This is a genomic window from Pseudoalteromonas sp. SG43-7, assembly GCF_014164295.1.
Lineage (GTDB): Bacteria > Pseudomonadota > Gammaproteobacteria > Enterobacterales > Alteromonadaceae > Pseudoalteromonas > Pseudoalteromonas rhizosphaerae.
Genome location: NZ_JACJEY010000004.1, coordinates 36,903 through 57,939 on the forward strand (window position 1 = coordinate 36,903; position 21,037 = coordinate 57,939).

Here is a 21,037-nt window from a genome sequence, read left to right on the forward strand (position 1 = left end):
ACGCACAGTAGCTATACTGTGCGTATAAAAAGTGAGTTAATTATTGTGCTAACTCGCTGATTTATTAATGCCAATTAGCGACAATGGCTACCCCTATAATTGAAAATATCTTACACTGTTTTTATCTCAAGCAAGAACAGTGTCGCTATGCTCAATATTATTCAATCTAACCGTATGGAAGCCCTGCAAGCGCAGTTTCATCAGCTTTTAAAAGTAAACCCATTAAGCAGCCCGTTTGATAAAGAAGTGGTGTTGGTGCAATCTCCGGGTATGTCGCAGTGGCTGAAAATTGGTTTAAGTGAAAGTTTGGGGGTGGCAGCACAGGTAGATTTTCCATTGCCATCGAGTTTCATTTGGCAGTTATACCAGCAGCTATTACCGAATGTACCCAAAGAGTCGGCGTTTAATAAACCTAATCTTGCTTGGAAATTATTTGCTATTTTACCAAACTGCATTGATGAACCGTTATATTTACCCCTTAAAACCTACTTAGCAGGTGACACAGACGGTCAAAAAACCTTTGCTTTATGTGAAAAAATAGCCGATGTATATGACCAATATTTAATGTACCGTCCGCACTGGATAGCCACATGGGACAGCGGCACTGATAAATTAGATGATGTAGATATTAGTATCGCGCCGTGGCAGCCTGATCTGTGGCGAAAAATAGTAGCGCATAGTCAAGTGCTTGGGCAAAGTCAGTTTCATCGCGCCAATATGCAAGGGCAGTTATTAGCCGCGCTTGATAAAATGGACAGTAGCTTATTACCAAAGCGGATCAGTTTATTTGGTATTTCAGCCATTGCCAGTTCGCAACTTGATGTGTTTGATGCATTGAGTAAAAAAACCGAGGTGTTTTTATTCTTTTTTAATCCCAGCGAACATTATTGGGGGGATTTAATTGATGAAAAAACGGCGGCTAAAATAACGGCTAAATACGCCAAAATGCCATTGTTGGAAGCGCAGCAAAAAAAGCAAAGTGAGCCAGAGCAAGACTACTATTTTATTGGTAATCCGTTGTTATCATCGTGGGGTAAATTAGGCCGTGATTACTTTGAACAACTGGTACAGCGTGACGCAAGCTGGATTGATGGCTTTATTGATGTGTTTGACGACAGTTTACTTGGTCAAATTCAAAGCGAAATTTACCAGTTAGCGTTTAAAGGTGAATCCCTTACTGACAATAAAGAATGGTTTATAAACGATGAAGGTAAGCTTGCAATAAGCACTACCGATACCAGCATTGCTCTAAGTGATTGCCATACTCCACTTAGAGAAGTTGAGCGTTTGCACGATTACTTACTTAATTTATTTAATCAAAACCCCGCACTCACCCCAAAAGATATTATAGTAATGATGCCGGATGTTGGCACTTATAGCCCTTACATCGAAGCGGTATTTGGCGGTGCGCAGGGTAACCGTTTTATTCCCTATGCGTTAGCTGATCTAGCCATTGAGCAAGAAAAACCGGTACTGAGTTCGTTTGCAAGCTTAGCTGATCTGCCGTTTTCGCGCTTTGGTGTGTCAGATATCCTTGATTTACTGCAAGTGACGCAAATAGCTGAAAAGTTTAGTGTTGAAGCGCACGAATATGAGCAAATTCAATATTGGCTTGAGCGTGTTGGCGTCAAGTGGGGAATAAACGCCGAGCATAAGCATAGCTTTGATTTACCCGCGATAGAATTAAATACCTGGCAACATGGCTTAAACCGCTTATTGTTAGGTATTGCCCAACGTGATGAACAATGCCCGTTTAATGGCATATATAGCGCTGATGAAGTGGAAGGGATGGCACTTGATACACTCAATAAATTAGTGCATTTTATTGATGTATTGCAACACTTTAAACACAGGCTCACCCCAGACGACACGCTAACTAATAAAACCCTTATCCTGAGTGAACTATTAACGGCTATTTACGAGAGCGAAAGCGACGATAGCTGGGATTTACTGGTACTGCAAAAGGTGCTCGAAGAGCTGCAAAAGCACCATGATAATGGCGATTACACGCAAGTAGTGTCACAGCGTATTGTGAGTTATTTAATTAAACAAGGCATTCAAGAAAAAGGTGTAGGGCAACGCTTTTTAGTCGGCCAAGTGAATTTTTGTACGCTAATGCCAATGCGTGCTGTGCCATTTAAAGTGGTGTGTATGTTAGGGCTTAACGATGCCGATTACCCACGAACGGTGCAGCCGATTGGTTTTGATTTAGTGCCTTATTCGAAAAAGCAAAAAGGTGACCGATCGCGCAAATTAGATGACCGTTACTTATTTTTAGAAGCGCTGCTCAGTGCCCGTGATAACTTATACATGAGTTATATTGGCCGTTCATGTTTTGATAATCAACCGCGTATGCCATCAACCTTAGTGAGTGAATTACTAGAATACATTGGCCGCAGTTTCAAATTTGCTGAGCCAAGTGAGCAAACCTTGCCTGAGTGTTTGATCAATAAACAGCATTTACAGCCTTTTAATAGCCTAAATTATCAGGCAGATACCACTAATACGCTGCAATCCAATCACAGTTATAATCCAATTTGGTTACCCGCTCAGGCGATAATCCCAGAGCCACTGACGGCGCTTGAGGTCAGCGCACCTGAACATCTTGAGCTGGATATGTTTATCCGCAGCGTATGCAATGCACAAGAGAGTTTTTATCAGCAAAGTTTAGGGTTGCGTTTAGCACAATTTAACGAAGTAGCTAAAGATGAAGAGCCATTTAGTTTAGACGCACTGCAGCGTTATTTTTATCTCGACGAAATACTCGAAGCGGCTATTTTTGAGCAGCCCCTTAGTCGTGAGCAAATACTGCAACGAGGCGAGTTACCGCAGGCGCATGTTGGAGATTTGATTTTTGATAAAATGCAGCACCGGGTTGATGCACTGGCAGGGCAAGTTAAAGAGCACATCAAGGGCGGCAAAAATGAACCGATTGAAGTTGCGCTAACACTTCACAGTGATAACAACAGTACTGAGCTTGAAGGCTGGTTAAATCATCTTTATCAGCACAAACAAGTGTTTTATCGAAGTGCCAGTATCAAGGCAAAAGATCTCATCAAGGGCTTTATATATCACCTTGTTGCGCAGTGCGTGGATCAACATGTAGAAACTGTATTACTTGGGCTTGATAAACAAATCACTTTTGCAGCTTTGGATAAAGCAGATGCCCAAGCACTGTTGCAAGATTGGTTTACTTTATATAACGCGCTACTTAAAGAACCCGTAGCGTTTTTTCCTGTGAGTGGCTATGAGTACGTAAAAAGTGGTGGCGATATCGGCAAAGCAATGAGCAAATTTAGCCCACAATATATTGGCCGAGGCGAGGGCGAGAACCCCTATATTCGCTTAACAACGCAATCGTTGAATGAGTGCCAAGAGGAATTTATACGCTGGAGCGATATGCTACTTGCGCCGTTATTTGCACATGCAAAGGAGAGTGACCATGCAAGCGCTTAATCCACTTACGATGCCGCTTATTGGGCAAAGTCTCATTGAAGCCAGTGCAGGCACCGGTAAAACTTATACTATTACAGGTTTATATTTACGTTATTTACTCGGCATGCAAATCGCGCAACAACACTCATCGCCCGTAAATACTCCGTTGAGTGTTGAACAAATATTGGTCGTTACGTTTACCGATGCCGCCACCCAAGAAATTAAAGACCGTGTGCGCACTCGTATTATAGCAGCACGTGATGCACTGCTTGGCCAAGCAACAGAGGATGAGCTGATCAATGCTGTGATCGCCACAATCGATGATAAACACCGTGCATTTGATTTGCTCGATGCCGCCGCTAAATCGATGGATGAAGCAGCAATATTCACCATTCATGGTTTTTGCCAACGAATGTTAAAACAGCATGCGTTTGAGTCTGGTGTGGCGTTTAATTTGGAGTTTATTTTAGATCAACGGGAGATCTTGCTTGAAACCATTAAAGATTTTTGGCGAGTGTTTGTATATCCACTCAATAAAGAAAAAACCGATGCAATTTTAGAGGTATTTGCTGCCCCTGAAGCGTTATTTAGTAAAGTGGCCAACATACTTAATAAAGGCAATGCGCTGGTTACTCCGCAAATAAAACTAGATGATGTGTGGCAAGCACGCGAGCTATATCTTGGTAAAGTCGCGAGCTTTAAAAAAGCCTGCCTTGATAGCGAATTTATTGCAGCTGTAAAAAGCTCTGGCTTAAGTGGTGCCAAAACACCTGCACGTAAAGGTAGCCTTGCAGCGCTTGAGGCATTTTGTAAAGGTGATGAGCTATTTTTTGAGTTTGGTACAAACAAGTACTCTTATGAAATATGGAGTACTGAAAACCTCAGTGACGAAGCTAATTATAAAAAAAATCAGCCTTTGTTTAGTCATGTAATGCTTAGCCAGTTTGATGAAATGGCTAAGCTTGTTAACACTGTTAATCAAGGCTTGGCAATCGCTATTGTGCAACATGCGGCAAGTTGGGTTAAACAAGCCATTGTAAAACGCAAGCAAGAGCAAAGCGTTATAACTCCTGATGATTTATTAACTAATTTGCACAGTGCACTCAATACAGAGCAAGGCGCAGCACTGGCAGAAAAAATAGCGCAGTTGTTCCCGGTAGCGATGATTGATGAGTTTCAAGATACTGATCCCATTCAGTACGGTATTTTTAGTAAAATTTATAGCCAAGAAAACACCACGCTTGCCATGATAGGCGACCCTAAACAAGCTATTTACGGTTTTAGGGGCGCGGATATTTTTACGTACATTGGTGCTAAACACGAAGTGGCAAAGGAGCAGCAATTTACCCTTGGTACTAACTTTCGTTCCAGTAGCGATGTGGTTGCAAGCGTCAATGCACTGTTTAGTAAACACGATAACAGCTTTATTTATAACGATGCGATCCCGTTTAATCGCGTGGCGGCACAAGGTAAAAAAGCCGATAAATCGTTTTTAATAGATGGCCAACCTGCCACCGCCTTTGAGTTTTGTGTGTTTGCAGATAGCGCCGCAGATGAAAAAAATAAACCAACTAATAAAGGCATTGGCCAGCAACATTTAGCTAGCTATTTTGCCAATAAAATAGTGATCTTACTTGAGCAAGCACAGCAAGGGCGTGCGTGTATTGCGAATAAGCCAGTCACGGCGGCAGATATTTGTATTTTGGTGCGTGATCGGGTTGAAGCGCAAATTATGAAAAAAGCCCTCAGTGATGCCAAAATTGCGAGCGTGTACTTATCCCGTGAGAGTGTATTTAGCCAAGAGCTGAGCCATCATTTACTTAATTTTTTATCGGCTTTACATGGCCAATACAACGAATCATTGTTGCGAGGCGTGTTAGCTGGGCCACTATTTTGCTTAAGTTATAATGACATTTATGCCTTGGCTGATGATGAAGCACAGTGGCAAGAGCATCTTAACTTTTTTGCTTACCTGAGCTCTATTTGGTACAAACAAGGTGCAATGGCAATGCTTGAGCACTTACTCAGTCACAATCAATTAAGCGCGAAATGGCAAGGGTTGGGTTACAACGTTGAACGTTGGCTGACCGATTTTCGTCATTTAGGCGAGATCCTACAGCAAAAACAAATCGAGCTAGAGGGTACTTTACGGTTATTACGTTGGTTTGCGCAGCAAGTAAGTCAACAAGATGGTGAAACCGTGCAAGTACGCCTTGAGAGTGATGCCAATTTGGTAAAAATAGTCACTATGCATGCTTCAAAAGGGCTTGAATACCCGCTGGTATTTATGCCATTTGCCAGCGGTTATCGTGAAACGAAAGATGCGTTGTATCATCAGGATGGCCAGCTGATTTACGATCTCAGTAAAAACGATGATGCGTTACAAAAAGCGGAGCAAGAACGCCTAGCTGAAGATCTACGGTTATTGTATGTTGCACTCACTCGCGCCGTTCATTACTGCGCAATTGGTATGTATAACCTAGGCCAAGGACAAAGTAGTCGGTTGGCAATTCAAAGTAGCTCCTTAGGGCATGTATTATTTGCAGGACTTGATATCACCAGTAGTTTAGTGTGGCGCACGCATTTACAAGAGTTTTGTGCTGACAAACCAGCCATGAGCTATCAACAGTTTACTAGCGAAGAGTTATCTCAGCAGGGTGCATTATCACTGCAATCAAGCCAAACACAAAGTCACAGTGTGAGTGTTAATAAGGTTAAAGTTAAAATTGAACGTGATTGGCGCACCACCAGTTTTAGTGCGCTGAGTTTTAAAAGTCATAGCGAGCATTTAGAACCTGGGCGCAGCGACGAAGATCATCAAAAAGATGAGTTTGCCACGCAACAAGACGATATTCGCTCACCTTATAGCTTTCCCAAGGGGGCAAAACCGGGTAGTTGTTTACACGAGATTTTTGAGCAATTGGATTTCACCAGCCCAGAGCAGCACCCCACAAACCATGAGCAAAACCTAAGCGTGGTAGTTGAGCGCAGCTTAAACAAATACCATATTAGTGAGCAATGGCAAGAGACAACTGAGCAATGGGTGCTTGCCGCGTTAAACTGCCCATTGAATGAAAACGGTTTAAGCTTAAGTAAATTAACGCCACGGGATTGTTTGGTTGAAATGGAGTTTAATCTGCCAATTACCAGTTTAACGGCAAAAGGCTTGAATGAAACATTGATTAAGCACTTTGGTTTTAATCAAAGTAGGCTCGATTTTTATGATGTAAAAGGCTTATTAAAAGGGTTTGTCGATTTAATATTTTGTCATAACGAGCAGTATTTTATTTTGGATTATAAGTCTAACTTTTTAGGCAACCAGCCAACTGATTATGAGCAAGAGCATTTAGAGCAAGCTATGAGTAGCCACCAGTACCATTTACAGTATCTAATTTACACCGTGGCATTGCATCGGTTATTAAAACAACGGATCAACAATTACAGCATTGAGCAGCATTTAGGTGGCGTATATTACACCTTTTTACGTGGTATGGCAGATGGAAAAGGTGTGTACTTTAAAAAGTTGACCGCCGAGCAAGTTATTATTTTAGATGGGCTTTTTAGTCAAGGCAGGGTTGCCCAAAGCATAGATGAGGCAACCGAAAATAGCCAAGGAGCAATGCTATGAGCGTGTTAGATACCAATACAGCCATTGCAACAGCAGCGACGAACGACGTACAAATAGTGCCATTATTTGATTACCTACTTAGCGAAAACCGGCTACGAATGGTTGATATAAAACTGGCAGAATTACTGTGTAGCAGTGAGCAAACTCAACAACCAAACGACGTTTATTCACTGCTTTTATTACTCTGTTTATCGCAGCAAAGTCAGCACAGCTGTTTAGATTTAGCGCAGGTAGATTGGCGTAATCCGTTTAATTTACGCCAAAGTGATTTTACCAAACTAGCGGGCATAATTCCTGACACACTCAGCCCGTTTAACGACACATTTACCACCGCAGAGGCAATTAATTGCTTGCAAAACCATCCTAGTGTCGGGGAGACTAAACCGTTACAGTTACTTGAACAACGACTTTATTTTGCACGTCTAAGCGGTTATGAGCAAACACTGGCATCAAGATTGTTGTTAATGAGTGAGCGTAAGCTCGATATTGATAGCGATAAGTTAACTCAGTTACTTTGTGACTATTTCCCCGAACAAGATGCACCAGAGCAAGGGCTCGATTGGCAAAAGGTTGCCTGTGCGATGGCAGCAACCAAAGGCTTTAGCGTTATTACCGGTGGCCCAGGAACAGGTAAAACCACGACCGTGACTAAGCTACTAGCAATTTTACAATCGCTTTATCAAAATGCCCCACTGAGTATTAAGTTGGTGGCACCGACAGGCAAAGCCGCTGCGCGATTAAGTGAATCAATCCTTGGGGCAAAACAACAGTTAAAAGATAAAATAAGCGCTGCTATTACGCCGCTGATCCCAGAAAGCGCGCAAACGATTCACCGGTTACTGGGGGTAAAACCGTTTACTAATAAGTTTAGGCATAACCGCAGTAATCCATTGCATTTAGATGTATTGATCATTGATGAAGCGTCGATGGTTGATTTATCGCTGATGGCTAAACTAATTGAGGCCTTACCAGAGCATGCGCGACTTATATTACTCGGTGACAAAGACCAGCTTGCCTCGGTTGATACCGGCAGTGTAATGAGCGATTTATGCCAAGGTTTAGTGCTTGGCCAAACACCAAGTTATTCAGAGGCGCGTTGCGCTGAACTAAACAGCTTATGCTTTAATAACCAGCGCAAATTAGTCGCAGGTAATAGTCAATTCAAACTGGCCGACTGTATCGCGTTTTTACAGCACAGTTACCGTTTCACAGCCGACAGCGGCATAGGTCAATTAGCATTAGCGGTTAATACCAATAACAGCGGCAAGCTCAATTATGTAGAGCAAGAGCTGAGCAGCGGCCAATTTAAAGACGTTATTTTAGACTATGACATTGTAAGTAAACCGATTGATAAACTAGTACAAAGCGCCGCCAGTAAATACGCTCAGTATCTTAATTTAATTAAACAACACGCGAGCGTACAAGACATACATAAAGCTTTTGCCAGTTACCAGTTGTTAGCCGCAGTACGCGAAGGCGATTATGGCGTTCATAGTTTAAATAAACGCATTGAAACGCAATTAAGCCAGCAAGGATTGATTAATGTAAACTCAAATCAGCGGCATTATTTGGGCATGCCGATTATGATTGCGCAAAACGATTATCAGCTAAAACTATTTAATGGAGATATTGGGATTTTAATGCACGACGACAGTGCCCAGCTCAAAGCCATATTTATTGACGAGCAGGGCAATCAACGGGCATTTTCACCAGCCAGACTACCAGCCCATGACACAGTTTATGTAATGACTATTCATAAATCACAAGGCTCCGAGTTTGCCTATACGGCTATGGTACTGCCACCACAAAACCAAGCAACTGCCGGCATCAACCGCCAGTTAGTCTACACCGGCATTACCCGTGCTAAAAACACTTTCGAGCTGGTGGCTGATAAAAAAGTGTTGTTAATGGCAATGAATAAATCAGTCAGCAGGGCATCAGGATTGTATGAGAGGTTGGTGGAGTTTTGAAAGGGAAAGCTTTAAGTTTTAAGCTGCTTGCTCTGACCCCGTTAAATTTATCATGTAGGTCAAGCTTTAGCTTTTTTGTTGTCACAGATGCTTTGATATAAAATGCTGGTTAATCAGAATCATGGGATTAAATAGATGAATTCTTTATTGGTTATTTTGCTTTTAATACCATTTGTGGCATTTTCACATAGCCCAAAATTTCAACAAGTGGAGCAAGAAGCTAGGTTAATCGAAGTGACGCTTTCGGGCCGGATAGGGGTAACGGTTCTTGATACTAAAAATGGAGAATACTGGGATTACAAAGGTGATGAACGCTTCCCTTTGACAAGTACTTTTAAAACAATTGCTTGTGCAAAGTTATTGTATGACTCTGAGCAAGGGTATATTAATCTTAATAGTACAGTCAAAATTAAAAAGACAGATCTTGTGACGTATTCTCCGGTTATAGAAAAGTATGTAGGACAAGCAATAACCCTTGATGATGTGTGCTCTGCAACCATGAAAACAAGTGATAATACCGCGGCAAACATCATCATAAATGCAGTAGGGGGCACAGAAAGCATAACTGATTTTGTAAGGCACACAGGGGATGAAAAAACTCGCTTAGACCGTTTTGAGCCCGATTTAAATGAAGGAATACCAGGAGACTTAAGGGATACAACGACTCCTAAATCAATAGCAAACACTTTAAATGAGCTATTATTCGGCTCAACACTTTCTCCAATGAGCCAAGAAAAGTTAAAAACATGGATGGTCAATAACCAAGTAACTGGTAACTTGTTGCGCTCAGTGTTGCCTGAAGGTTGGAACATAGCCGATCGTTCCGGGGCTGGTGGCTTTGGTGCTCGAAGCATTACAGCTGTAGTATGGAGTGAACATCAATCACCGATCATAATTAGCATCTACATAGCGCAAACTGAGGTCTCAATGAAAGAACGCAATGAGGTGATCGCTAAACTAGGGAACTCTATTTTTAAAGTTTATACATCGCAGTCTCGTTGATAAAGCTAACGTTGAGGTCTTTCATGGATAAAGAGTTAAGTCTGATGATCCTGCCAGAACAGCTAAACCATTGAATCAAAATAGCAACTCGGCTATGGTTGATGGATTAAAAGATAAATAAAACGAGTCACTCTTAAGGCTCGTTATAGAGGGAGTTGGTACAGGTGGATATTGAAGTTGCTTTGGTAAACGCGTTTACAGTAAATGGCAAAGGTGGCAACCCTGCAGGCGTTGTTTTTAATGCTGACAGGCTCACAGATGCTGAAAAATTAAAAATTGCTCAAGTTGTCGGGTATTCAGAAACGGCTTTTGTTGCTAGTGATAATGAAGCTGATTTTGAGGTGTCTTTTTTTACTACAACAGCAGAAGTTGATTTTTGTGGTCATGCTACGCTAGCTACTTTTTCTACTATGTTCCAAGAAGGTATGCTTACTGCGGGCACTTATGTTCAGCGCACCAAGGCTGGCATGTTATCTGTGAGTATTGAACCAAATGGTAAGGTTGTCATGGAGCAGCAATTACCTGAAAAAATAGCTGGTTTTTCATATCAAGAAATTGCCCATGTGATAGGTATTGAAAGTAATATACTTGAAAGCACAAACTTACCTATTGAAGCTATCTCAACAGGACTAGCCGATGTCATTATTGCTGTTCCTCATGGCTATTTAGATGCAATAGAGCCAAACGATGAACGTATCGCTGATTTTTGCAAACAGCATAACCTTGTTGGCTTTCATGTTTTTGAGCTTTGTGAAGTGCAAAGTAAACATACAGCCAGCTGCCGTAATTTTGCTCCTTTGTTTGGTATTTCTGAAGAGTCAGCAACAGGAAGCTCTTGTGGGGCTTTAGCATGTTACCTTACCGAGCATCTTGCTGAGTTAGGGAGTGAATATGTTTTTGAACAAGGTAGGGCTATGAATTGCCATTCAATAATTACAGCATCTGTTGAGTCTAACAATTCAATAATAAACAGCGTAAAGGTGGGTGGTTTTGCCAATAGTATAGGCTCAGTAATAGTCGCCGTATAACAGCTACTCTCTTAAGCCTAGTAATTGACAATAGCGTACAATTGACTGTTTTTATTCTATGTTGAAGAAGCTTGTTTTAGCGAAGGTTAGATTACTTTAAAGGACTCAGTGTGAAATGAATACTATATTTTTGCCCATGTTCGCGCACGTGATTTTGTGTGTTGTGCTATATGGTTTGCTCACTATTGCCAGAGCCCCAAGTGTATGGGGGCTTGGTAAAAGAGCGGATGGCTCTAATCCATTTCAATCTATACAGCCAAAACTCAGCGCTAATTTGAGCAACCAATTCGAGTGGCCGGTATTTTTTCATCTGGTTTGTGTGCTTTTAATTTCTACTGATTCAACAATTAGTTCAGCTTATTATTTGCTAGCTTGGGTCTTTATCGCTGGGCGAGTGTTGCACAGTGGTGTTCAAATATTCACTTCAAACATCAGGCTGCGAGGAAGTGTTTTTACAATTAACTTCATCGCAGTACTCGCAATGTGGGTGATGTATAGCATTGAAAAAATGAGCAGTTAACAAGGTGGAAAGACTCGCAAACGTATCAAAAAATCAAACTAAACAGCTTGTAACCACTTAAGCCAAAAATAAGCACTAACACCGGTAAAGTAAGTAAGTTTACCAACATTGAGTTGGTGTATTTGCCCATTACTGTTTTTTGGTTAACCAGCCACACTAGGTAGGTGGTTACAATAGGCAGTAATAGTCCATTAGCTGCTTGGGCAAAAATTATCACGGCAACAGGGTCTAAACCCAGAGACGCCACGGCTGCACCAAATAATAAAATAACAATGGCGACACTTTTAAAGCGGGTGTTATCCATTTTATTTGACCAACCTAACATGCCACATACTGCATACGCACCGGCAAGAGGGGCTGTAATTGCACTGGTTAAACCAGCTGCAAATAAGCCAATAGCAAAAAAGTAATGGGCGGCATCGCCAAGTAATGGCTCAAGTTGTACCGCCATGTTGGCAGCGCTAATTTGCCCTGCATCTGTGCCATAAAATGCCACTGACGCGGTTGATAAAATAGCCAGGGTGATCACGCCACCTAAGGTGATAGATACGCCAGTGTCTACATTAGTTTGCTTAATGACTTTTTGCTTATCACTTTTGCTGTCGTGTCTTGCAGCTAAAACACCTGAGTGTAAAAATAAGTTATACGGCACTATGGTGGTGCCCACTAATGCCAATACGGTGGTAATTGAACCCTCAGGCATACTAGGAATAAACCCTGCTAACACATCACTGAGCGAGGGAGCAGCCATAACAAGTGTAGAGATAAACACTAGGCTCATTAAAATCACTAATAAAATAAGCGCGTTTTCAACGACTTTGTGTTTACCGCTGTAAAGTAACACCGCACTTAAAAATGCAATGAGTGGCGTCCAAAGCTGGGCATTAACATGAGGGAATATTTCAATTAATCCCATGCTGGCACCGCTAAGGTTGCCAGCTTCATAGGCGGCACTGCCTACTCCAATGGCGCTGATCACTAAAAATATAGCGAGAGATTTAAATAGGGGCGTTTCAATGTGAGCTCTTAGCGCTTGCGCTAAATCTTGCCCGGTGGCTACGCCAAGGCGCGCCGCCATAGATTGTAATAATATGGTGGCAATAACTGAAAACAGTAATGTCCATATTAGTGCAAAACCAAAGTTTGCACCTGCCACGCTGGCAGTCGTAATAGTCCCTGGTCCAATGAAGGCAGCGGTGACGAGTAGTCCTGGTCCTAATCGCATAATTGACCTTAATAGTACTTTTGTATATTGCTATTTAAAGTTACATCTAACGTTTTATAACGCGATGCCTGTATTATTGCTGCCACTTATATTAAGTGCCTTGCAGCGATAGCCGCCCCTTGGCAAACCCTTTTTTGATGATAATCATATGTTAAAAAAGGTCGCGTAGCATACCAACTTATATAAATTTAAAGGGTGTGTGGCGCGTTTGCACAAAATTAATACAATCAATAAATAACAGTAATAACCGCTTACCTCAGTTTAGGGCTTATTTAACGGCTTAGAGGATGACTGAATAACCTTAAATTGTTCACAGGTTTATGCCAATAACTATAGGCACTATAAACGCTTTGCACGCACTGTATTCACGCAAAGGGTTTGAATGCCCTAAATATCAATTCATGCCATCACGGCTTTAATAGCCTCTAAGCCTTTTCGCAAAGTGCTGGCATCGGTTGCATAATTAATGCGAATACACTGGTGTTTGTGTGCCCAAGCATCATCAATACCAATAAAAAAATTATGCCCGGGAATAATATAAACATCCTGCTCTTTGAGCTTTTGGTAAAGTTGTTCGCTGGTTATTTTTGCCTCTTTAAACCACAGCCACATAAAAAATGCGCCTTCTACTTTGTGTAAGTAAACGGGGAGGTGGGCAAATATTTCATCAAACAAGTTCATTGCTGTTTGTGCTTTTTCTCGATAAAAAGGCAGCACTGAATTTTTACACAGCGGAAGGAGTTCATCTTCATTAATAAGGCGCGTTACTAAACTTGGGCCAAAACTGTTCGGCGACAAAACCATACTGCCATTCACACGGCCAATGGCTTTAATTATGTCATTGTTAGCCACTACAATACCGGTTCGCAAACCCGGTAGGCCAAGCTTTGAAAGTGACATGCATAAAATAATGTTTGAGTTCCAGGTTAAGTTTGCGTCGGTATAAATACACCCAGGGAATGGGTCGCCGTAGGCGTTATCAATGATCAGTGGGATATTATATTGCTTAGCTAATAAATCGAGATGATGTACTTCTTCATCAGTAATGACATTGCCTGTTGGGTTAGTCGGGCGCGATACACACAGTGCGCTAATGCTGCTGTCGCTTGCTAATACTTGCTCAACAGCTTTAAAATTAATGATATATTTAAATTGGTTTGAGCCACTTTCAGTATTTAAAATTTCGATATCGGGCTTTATTGCTACAAACATATCGTCAGTTAAGCCTTGATCTGCATAGCCTACATATTCAGGTGCCAGCGGAAATAAAACCTTTTTATGGCTTCCATCAGGCATACTTCCAGCTAACAGATTAAATAACACAAAAAAATTGGCTTGGCTGCCATTACCAAGCGCTATATTATTTGCGGTTAAATCCCATGAGTATTCACTTTTTAGTTGCTTAGCCAGAGCTGCACGAAATGCATCATTACCCGTTGGGCCATCGTAAAGTCCAAATACGTTGGAAAGTGTATTATTAGCAACAAGCTTTTGTAACTCATTGATAAAAATATCATTAACCTCAGGCACTAAGGCCGGATTACCACCACCGAGCATAACAATATTTGGATTGTTACTGTTTTTAGCATCACCTAAATCTTCCATTAACTGAGTAATACCATTAGGTTGAGTAAATTTAGTGCCGAAGTTTGAGTAATCCATAATGACCGTGTGCCTTAAAAAATGATAAGTTAGTGTAAATTAACACTAAGAATTTGATATTGAAAAATTTTCACCGCTTAGATTAATATAGCCATAACCCGCTATAATCGTTTTTCATATTTTAAGTAGGGCAGCCTTATCAGCAACCTTGAATCACACACTAAAACACATTTAAACACCACTGCAGACGATTCGGTTATTACTAATACGATTCTTAAAATTGCCACTTTTAACTTGTTTAATTACCTTGAGCCGCCTAATGCCTATTATGAATTTGAACGCATATACACCGCAGAGCAGTGGGCTAAAAAGCAGCGTTGGCTTATTAATTACTTAACCGAGCATCAGCCTGATGTGATTGGCTTTCAGGAAGTATTTAGTATTGAGTCGCTTAAAGAATTAGTTAAAGAGCAAGGTTATACGTACTTTGGCGTGGTAGATGAGCCCCAGGTAATCGACGACTTTATTTACAAACGCCCTGTTGTGGCAATAGCCGCAAAATACCCAATTGCTGAAGTGGCAACTGTTGAGCATGACCATGAGCTTGCTGAAACCCTTGGTTTAACTGAGGATTTTACATTTAGCCGAAAGGTGCTTAGAGCTACAATAACCTTACCGCATATCGGCAACACGGATTGTTATGTGGTGCATTTTAAGTCTAAGCGCTCAATGATAGAGCTTGATGAGCAAAACAAAGACCTCACACCCGAAAAAAATATTATCGAGCTATTAAAAGCCGATATAGCAGGGAGTTGGGGCTCAACTATTCAGCGCGGCAGTGAGACTACATTGCTGATGATGGACATCATTGCACGCCGCGAATCTACACAAAACCCAATGGTTTTAATGGGCGATTTTAACAACGACTTAGCTGATGGCGTTTTAAGCCATTTACTAACAAATACACTGCGCTTTGCCCCCACGTTTGACAGTAACACGTACCTTGCAAAATATTGCCTTAACGATGCATGGCAGTTATTTGCAAAGTCGCAATTAAATTCGGCTAATCAAAATAATGAAAATACAGTGGATTTAAAGCGAAAGCCTACCCATTATTTTGGCGCGAGCAGCTCAGTGCTTGACTACATTTTGTTATCTTGCGAGTTTGACTCAAGTTACGACGACAGCTTTTTTGAGGTGAGCCAGTACCATACTTACGATCGTCATTTAATTAACCCTGAATTTGAGCGTGATGATTTAAGCACCGATCATGGCGTGGTATTGGTTACCTTAGCATTAAGGTCGTAACGCGTTTTTTACTAAAAATTATAAGCTAATCTGCCGCTGGCATAATTAATATCAAGGCGCTCAGTAGGTGCCTTGATGTTCTCTCTTTCTTTTATCCTGTTGTTTTAAAAAATCACTAATAATTAGTGCATTAACTCTAATTTATATTGATCCACATCATCTTTATTAACGGTGAGAGTGGTAGATTAGTGACGATGGATTTTTAAGTTCGTTTAAATCGCTTATTACAACTACCCTTGTTGCACTTACAAAGCAGGGTTGCTTTCATATAACAATTAGCGTGCTGTATCCTAAAAATTATTTACCTTGACTACCCTCACTTACATTACTTTTACATACATGGAGTTTTAGCACATGACAATTAAATCAACGTTCAAATCTTTGAGTAAACTCGCTGTTTTGGTCATTGTGGGCGGGGCTGGCTGGTATGCTTGGCAAACCTTGCAACCTACATCATTTTCTGAACAACTCCCTGACAGTGTTGCCTATGGAAATGGGCGAATTGAAGCGACCGAGTACGATATTGCTACAAAATTACCGGGCCGCTTAGTTGACGTTATGGTACAAGAAGGCGATATGGTCAAAGCCGGTCAAACGTTAGCGGTTATTGATACTGATGATTTAAATGCACAGTTACGTGAAGCTCAGGCGGGGCTTCGTGTTGCTAATGAGTCTCGTAAATACGCATTAGCGATTGTAGAGCAGCATAAAAGTGAGCTTAATTTTGCACAAACTGAATTGCGCCGCTCTGCAAAATTATTGGAAAAAGGCCATATTTCAAAAGAAGTGGTAGATCAACAACGAACCACCTCTGCTATTGCGCAAGCTGCTTTAACCGCGGCAAACGTAAAAGTTGTGCAGTCGGATGCTGAAATAGAAGCAGCGCAGGCACGTATTGAGCGATTACAAAGCAACATAGCCGACAGCACGCTCACAGCACCAATCAATGGACGTATATTGTATCGATTAGCTGAACCTGGCGAAGTGCTTGGCAGTGGTGGTAAGGTTTTATCGTTATTGGATTTAACCGATGTTTATATGAGTATATATTTACCAACAGCGCAAGCGGGCAAGGTAACAATAGGCTCACAAGCGCGCATTGTTATTGATGCTGTTGCCGAGTATACATTACCGGCTAAAGTGACGTTTGTATCTGCACAGGCGCAATTTACCCCTAAATCGGTAGAAACCCGAAACGAGCGCGATAAACTGATGTTTAGAGTTAAGGTAAAGCTCGACTCGCAGTTATTAAAAGATCATATCAAACAAGTAAAAACAGGGGTGCCAGGGCTTGCTTATGTGTTGTTAGCGCCTGAAAAAAATTGGCCTACGTCATTACAGGTACGAGTGCCTGAATAATGGATAACGACGATAAAAACATTCAAGAGCCACCAAGTGAAAGTGTGGTTACGCTTACTAAGGTGAGCCATCGCTATGCTAATAATCGCGTGCTGGACAACATTAGTATTTCATTACCTGGCGGGAAAATGGTCGGGTTTATAGGCCCTGATGGCGTAGGAAAATCAAGCTTGCTGGCACTTATAGCGGGGGCAAGGGCGATTCAAGTGGGAGAGGTTGAGGTATTAAACGGCAATATGCGCAGCAGTGGTTTTCGTAATACGGTGTCGCCACGCATTGCTTACATGCCTCAAGGGCTTGGCAAAAATGTGTATCCAACACTTTCTGTGTTTGAAAATATAGATTTTTTTGGTCGTCTATTTTCTCAAAATAAAGCCGAGCGAAAACAACGAATTAATAACCTTTTAAAAAGTACAGGCTTAGAGGCATTTGCCGATCGCCCCGCAGAAAAGCTCTCTGGCGGGATGAAACAAAAACTCGGTTTGTGCTGCGCACTGATCCATGACCCTCAATTATTAATTTTAGATGAGCCAACTACCGGAGTTGATCCGCTATCGCGTCGTCAATTTTGGCAATTAATAAACAGTATTCGCGCTGAAAATACACAAATGAGCGTACTGGTTGCGACCGCCTACATGGAAGAAGCCGATGATTTTGATTGGCTAGTTGCTATGGACGATGGAAAAGTAATCGGTACGGGCAGCCCACAAAACCTGAAAGCGCAAACTAATAAAGAATCGCTTGATGAAGCCTTTATAGCATTACTTCCTGAAGAAAAGCGCCATGATCATCAGCGGTTAGTTGTGCCACCTCGTAAACAAGACATAAAAACAACTCAGTTCGCTATAGAAGCAAATGGATTATGTAAAACATTTGGCGATTTTACCGCCGTTAACAAGGTGAGCTTGAGTATTGAACAAGGTGAAATTTTTGGCTTTTTAGGCTCAAATGGCTGTGGAAAAACTACCACAATGAAAATGCTTACGGGGTTACAACCCACAACCAGTGGCGAAGCAAAATTGTTTGGTGAAAAGGTCGATGCCAATAACATCGAAAGCCGCAAGCGCGTTGGTTTTATGTCACAAGCGTTTTCGCTTTATAACGAGCTTACAGTGAAGCAAAACTTGGTATTGCATGCGCGTTTATTTCACTTACCCGCAGAGAAAATAGAGCCGCGCGTTAAAGATTTAATTACTCGGTTTAACCTTAAAAAATACAGTGACGATTTTCCTACCGATTTGCCCCTAGGTATTCGCCAGCGTTTATCGCTTGCTGTTGCGGTAGTACATAGCCCTGAAATGCTCATACTTGATGAGCCCACATCGGGGGTAGACCCCGTTGCAAGGGATGACTTTTGGCAGCTACTCATTGAGCTTTCGCGCGAACAAGGCGTGACTATTTTTATTTCGACTCACTTTATGGATGAAGCGGCACGTTGCGATAGAATTTCGTTAATGCATGCAGGTAAAATACTTGCCAGCGATACGCCAGCTGCACTGTGCCAAGCGCGTAATACCGACACACTAGAAGCTGCCTTTATTGAATATTTAGAAGAGGCGGTAAATGCAGCCGGAGCAAGCTCGGCGATACAAGCATCGATAACGGATAAACCCAAAGCATTGGCTACAGCGCCGGCTACTCGTAAAAATAACATTAACCCCGCATTTAGTTTGTTGCGGTTATTTGGTTATGCGCATCGCGAAACGCTAGAGTTATGGCGCGATCCTATTCGCCTAACGTTTGCTTTAATGGGCTCGATAATTTTGCTGTTTATTTTAGGTTACGGCATTACATTTGATGTTGAAGATTTAAGCTTTGCGGTACTAGATCAAGACCAATCACCCGAGAGCCGCAACTACATTCAAAATATGGCAGGTTCACGTTACTTTATTCAAAGAGCAGATATTAAAAGCCCGCAAGAACTTGATAAACGAATGCGCAGTGGTGAGTTAAGCGTGGCCGTTGAAATTCCACCTAACTTTGCTCAGCAATTTAAACGCGGCCGTAAACCTGAAATTGTAGTGTGGGTTGATGGTTCTATGCCGTTTAGGGCAGAAACGATTAATGGTTATATGAGCGGCGTGTATTACAGCTATTTAACCAACTTATCTTTACGCACTTATGCACAAGTACCAAACTTAGTGCCAGCTAATATTGAATCTCGATATCGTTATAACCAAGATTTTAAAAGCATTGAGGCCATGGTGCCGGCGGTTATTCCACTACTATTGGTATTTATACCTGCGATATTGATGGCGCTTGGCGTAGTGCGCGAAAAAGAGTTGGGTTCAATCATAAACTTATATGTAACACCGGTTAACCGGCTGGAATTTATTATTGGCAAACAGCTGCCTTACATTTTAGTGAGTATGATTAGCTTTTTTGGCTTAGTTGCACTTGCTATTACTGTGTTTGGTGTGACGCTAAAAGGCAGCTTTTGGGCGCTTAGTTTGGCTGCATTATTATACGTTACAGCGACTACCGGAGTGGGGCTGTTAATTTCGGCTTTTACAAAAACACAAATTTCAGCACTGGCAGCCACTACGGTGGTGGTGTTAATGATTGCCGTTAACTTTTGTGGGCTAATTGACCCTGTTTCTTCCTTGGAAGGGGTTGGGGCGATTATTGGCAAACTGTTTCCGACCACCTACTTTTTAGAGGCGTGTCGGGGGGTCTTTAATAAAGCGCTTAATTTTTCTGATTTATCAGCCCAGCTACTGCCTTTATTCGCTTTTATACCCGTGCTGACTCTGGCCAGTGTATTTTTACTTCCAAAGCAGGACAAATAGCCATGCAACGTCGCGGAAACATTATTAATTTAGGTATTAAAGAGTTGCGTAGTTTATGGCGTGATAAGGTTTTGCTGCTATTCGTTTTTTTTGCTTTTACTGGGCTGATTTATGTAGTGGCTTCAGCCACGTCGATAGAGTTAAATAATGCACCAATTGCAGTTGTTGATCACGACCAATCGCAATTATCCAAGCGTATTATTAATGCCTTTTATGAGCCTTACTTTAAAACGCCAGACAGTCTTTCATTAAGCGATATTGACTCAGCTATGGATAATGGCCGTTATACTTTTGTGCTTAATATCCCGCCTTATTTTGAGCGTGATGTACTTGCAGCTAAGCAACCTACGATTCAAGTAAATATAGATGCTACGCGTATGTCGCAAGCATTTATTGGTGATAACTATATTCAAACTATTATTAACGGCGAAGTAAATGAGTTTGTGCAAGGTTATCGAACCGTTTATTCACTGCCAATAAAGCAATCGGCACACATTATGTTTAATCCAAACATGACAAGTGTATGGTTTGGTAGCGTGATGGAATTGATGAACGTGATCACAATGATTTCGATTATTTTAACTGGCGCCGCGGTGATCCGTGAACGCGAACACGGCACATTAGAGCATTTATTAGTGATGCCATTAAGCCCCTTTGAAATAGTGATGGCGAAAATTTGGGCCAATGGGTTAGTGATTTTATTACTGACTACGTTTTCATTATTTATTGTGATCGAAGGTTTGTTACAAGTGCCTATTCATGGCTCGCCGGGCTTATTTTTATTTGGCGTTGCTATTCATTTATTTGCGACCACATCGCTGGGTATATTGTTAGGAACGCAGGCGCGCACTATGCCGCAACTCGGGTTACTGATGATCTTAATTTTATTACCATTACAAATGCTGTCTGGCGGTGTTACGCCGCGAGAAAGTATGCCTGAGGTGGTGCAAAATATTATGTTATTGGCGCCAACAACGCATTTTGTAAAATTTGCTCAAGCTATTTTATACCGAGGGGCAGGGTGGGATGTAGTTTGGCCTTACTTTTTAGCGTTAGTTGTTATTGGCAGTGTGTTTTTTACTGTTGCATTAATGCGCTTTCGTAAATCAGTGGCGCAAGGTTAGGGTAATATACCAACCTGCATAAATATTTGAACAATTTAACGAATTAA

Annotated in this window: 12 protein-coding genes; 10 read left to right on the plus strand and 2 right to left on the minus strand. The window is 41.6% G+C overall.

What is annotated here, in order from left to right:
- The first annotated feature begins 147 nt into the window (after window positions 1-147).
- The 6 genes from recC to H5200_RS02595 all read left to right on the plus strand — a co-directional run bounded on the left by recC (window position 148) and on the right by H5200_RS02595 (window position 11,583).
- Complete coding sequence (recC, locus tag H5200_RS02570; RefSeq protein WP_182760884.1) at window positions 148-3,456, plus strand: exodeoxyribonuclease V subunit gamma; 3,309 nt, start codon at window positions 148-150, stop codon at window positions 3,454-3,456.
- Window positions 3,443-7,063, plus strand: coding sequence for an exodeoxyribonuclease V subunit beta (gene recB, locus H5200_RS02575; protein WP_182760885.1), 3,621 nt, complete (start codon window positions 3,443-3,445; stop codon window positions 7,061-7,063). The genes recC and recB overlap by 14 nt, the downstream gene beginning before the upstream one ends.
- Entirely contained in the window at window positions 7,060-9,033 is a 1,974-nt protein-coding gene (recD, locus tag H5200_RS02580) for an exodeoxyribonuclease V subunit alpha (protein ID WP_182717394.1), read from the plus strand. Before recB ends, recD begins: the two co-directional genes overlap by 4 nt.
- A 135-nt stretch (window positions 9,034-9,168) precedes the next feature.
- The gene (gene blaCARB / locus H5200_RS02585; RefSeq protein ID WP_182760886.1) at window positions 9,169-10,035 is read left to right on the plus strand and encodes a CARB/PSE/RTG family carbenicillin-hydrolyzing class A beta-lactamase; all 867 of its coding nucleotides are present in this window, start codon (window positions 9,169-9,171) and stop codon (window positions 10,033-10,035) included.
- A gap of 164 nt (window positions 10,036-10,199) precedes the next feature.
- Entirely contained in the window at window positions 10,200-11,063 is an 864-nt protein-coding gene (locus H5200_RS02590) for a PhzF family phenazine biosynthesis protein (protein WP_182760887.1), read from the plus strand.
- 115 nt (window positions 11,064-11,178) lie between these two features.
- Window positions 11,179-11,583 (plus strand): MAPEG family protein, encoded by a 405-nt coding sequence (locus tag H5200_RS02595; RefSeq protein WP_145233112.1) that lies wholly within the window; start codon window positions 11,179-11,181, stop codon window positions 11,581-11,583.
- A gap of 25 nt (window positions 11,584-11,608) precedes the next feature.
- On the opposite strand, the gene H5200_RS02600 is transcribed toward H5200_RS02595, so the two are convergent.
- Window positions 11,609-12,808, minus strand: coding sequence for an Nramp family divalent metal transporter (locus H5200_RS02600; RefSeq protein WP_013464769.1), 1,200 nt, complete (start codon window positions 12,806-12,808; stop codon window positions 11,609-11,611).
- A 399-nt stretch (window positions 12,809-13,207) separates the two neighbouring features.
- Window positions 13,208-14,470 carry a valine--pyruvate transaminase gene (locus tag H5200_RS02605; protein WP_182760888.1) on the minus strand — a complete coding sequence of 421 codons (1,263 nt, stop codon included), beginning with the start codon at window positions 14,468-14,470 and terminating at the stop codon, window positions 13,208-13,210.
- A 234-nt stretch (window positions 14,471-14,704) separates the two neighbouring features.
- Between H5200_RS02605 and H5200_RS02610 the strand changes: the two genes are divergently transcribed.
- From H5200_RS02610 to H5200_RS02625, 4 genes are all read left to right on the plus strand, one after another.
- Complete coding sequence (locus tag H5200_RS02610; RefSeq protein ID WP_182760889.1) at window positions 14,705-15,718, plus strand: endonuclease/exonuclease/phosphatase family protein; 1,014 nt, start codon at window positions 14,705-14,707, stop codon at window positions 15,716-15,718.
- A gap of 354 nt (window positions 15,719-16,072) precedes the next feature.
- The gene (locus H5200_RS02615; protein ID WP_182760890.1) at window positions 16,073-17,077 is read left to right on the plus strand and encodes an HlyD family secretion protein; all 1,005 of its coding nucleotides are present in this window, start codon (window positions 16,073-16,075) and stop codon (window positions 17,075-17,077) included.
- Window positions 17,077-19,866, plus strand: a complete 2,790-nt coding sequence (gene rbbA / locus H5200_RS02620; protein ID WP_182760891.1) for a ribosome-associated ATPase/putative transporter RbbA — start codon at window positions 17,077-17,079, stop codon at window positions 19,864-19,866. The genes H5200_RS02615 and rbbA overlap by 1 nt, the downstream gene beginning before the upstream one ends.
- 2 nt (window positions 19,867-19,868) lie before the next feature.
- Window positions 19,869-20,990 carry an ABC transporter permease gene (locus tag H5200_RS02625; protein WP_182760892.1) on the plus strand — a complete coding sequence of 374 codons (1,122 nt, stop codon included), beginning with the start codon at window positions 19,869-19,871 and terminating at the stop codon, window positions 20,988-20,990.
- The last annotated feature ends 47 nt before the right edge of the window (window positions 20,991-21,037 follow it).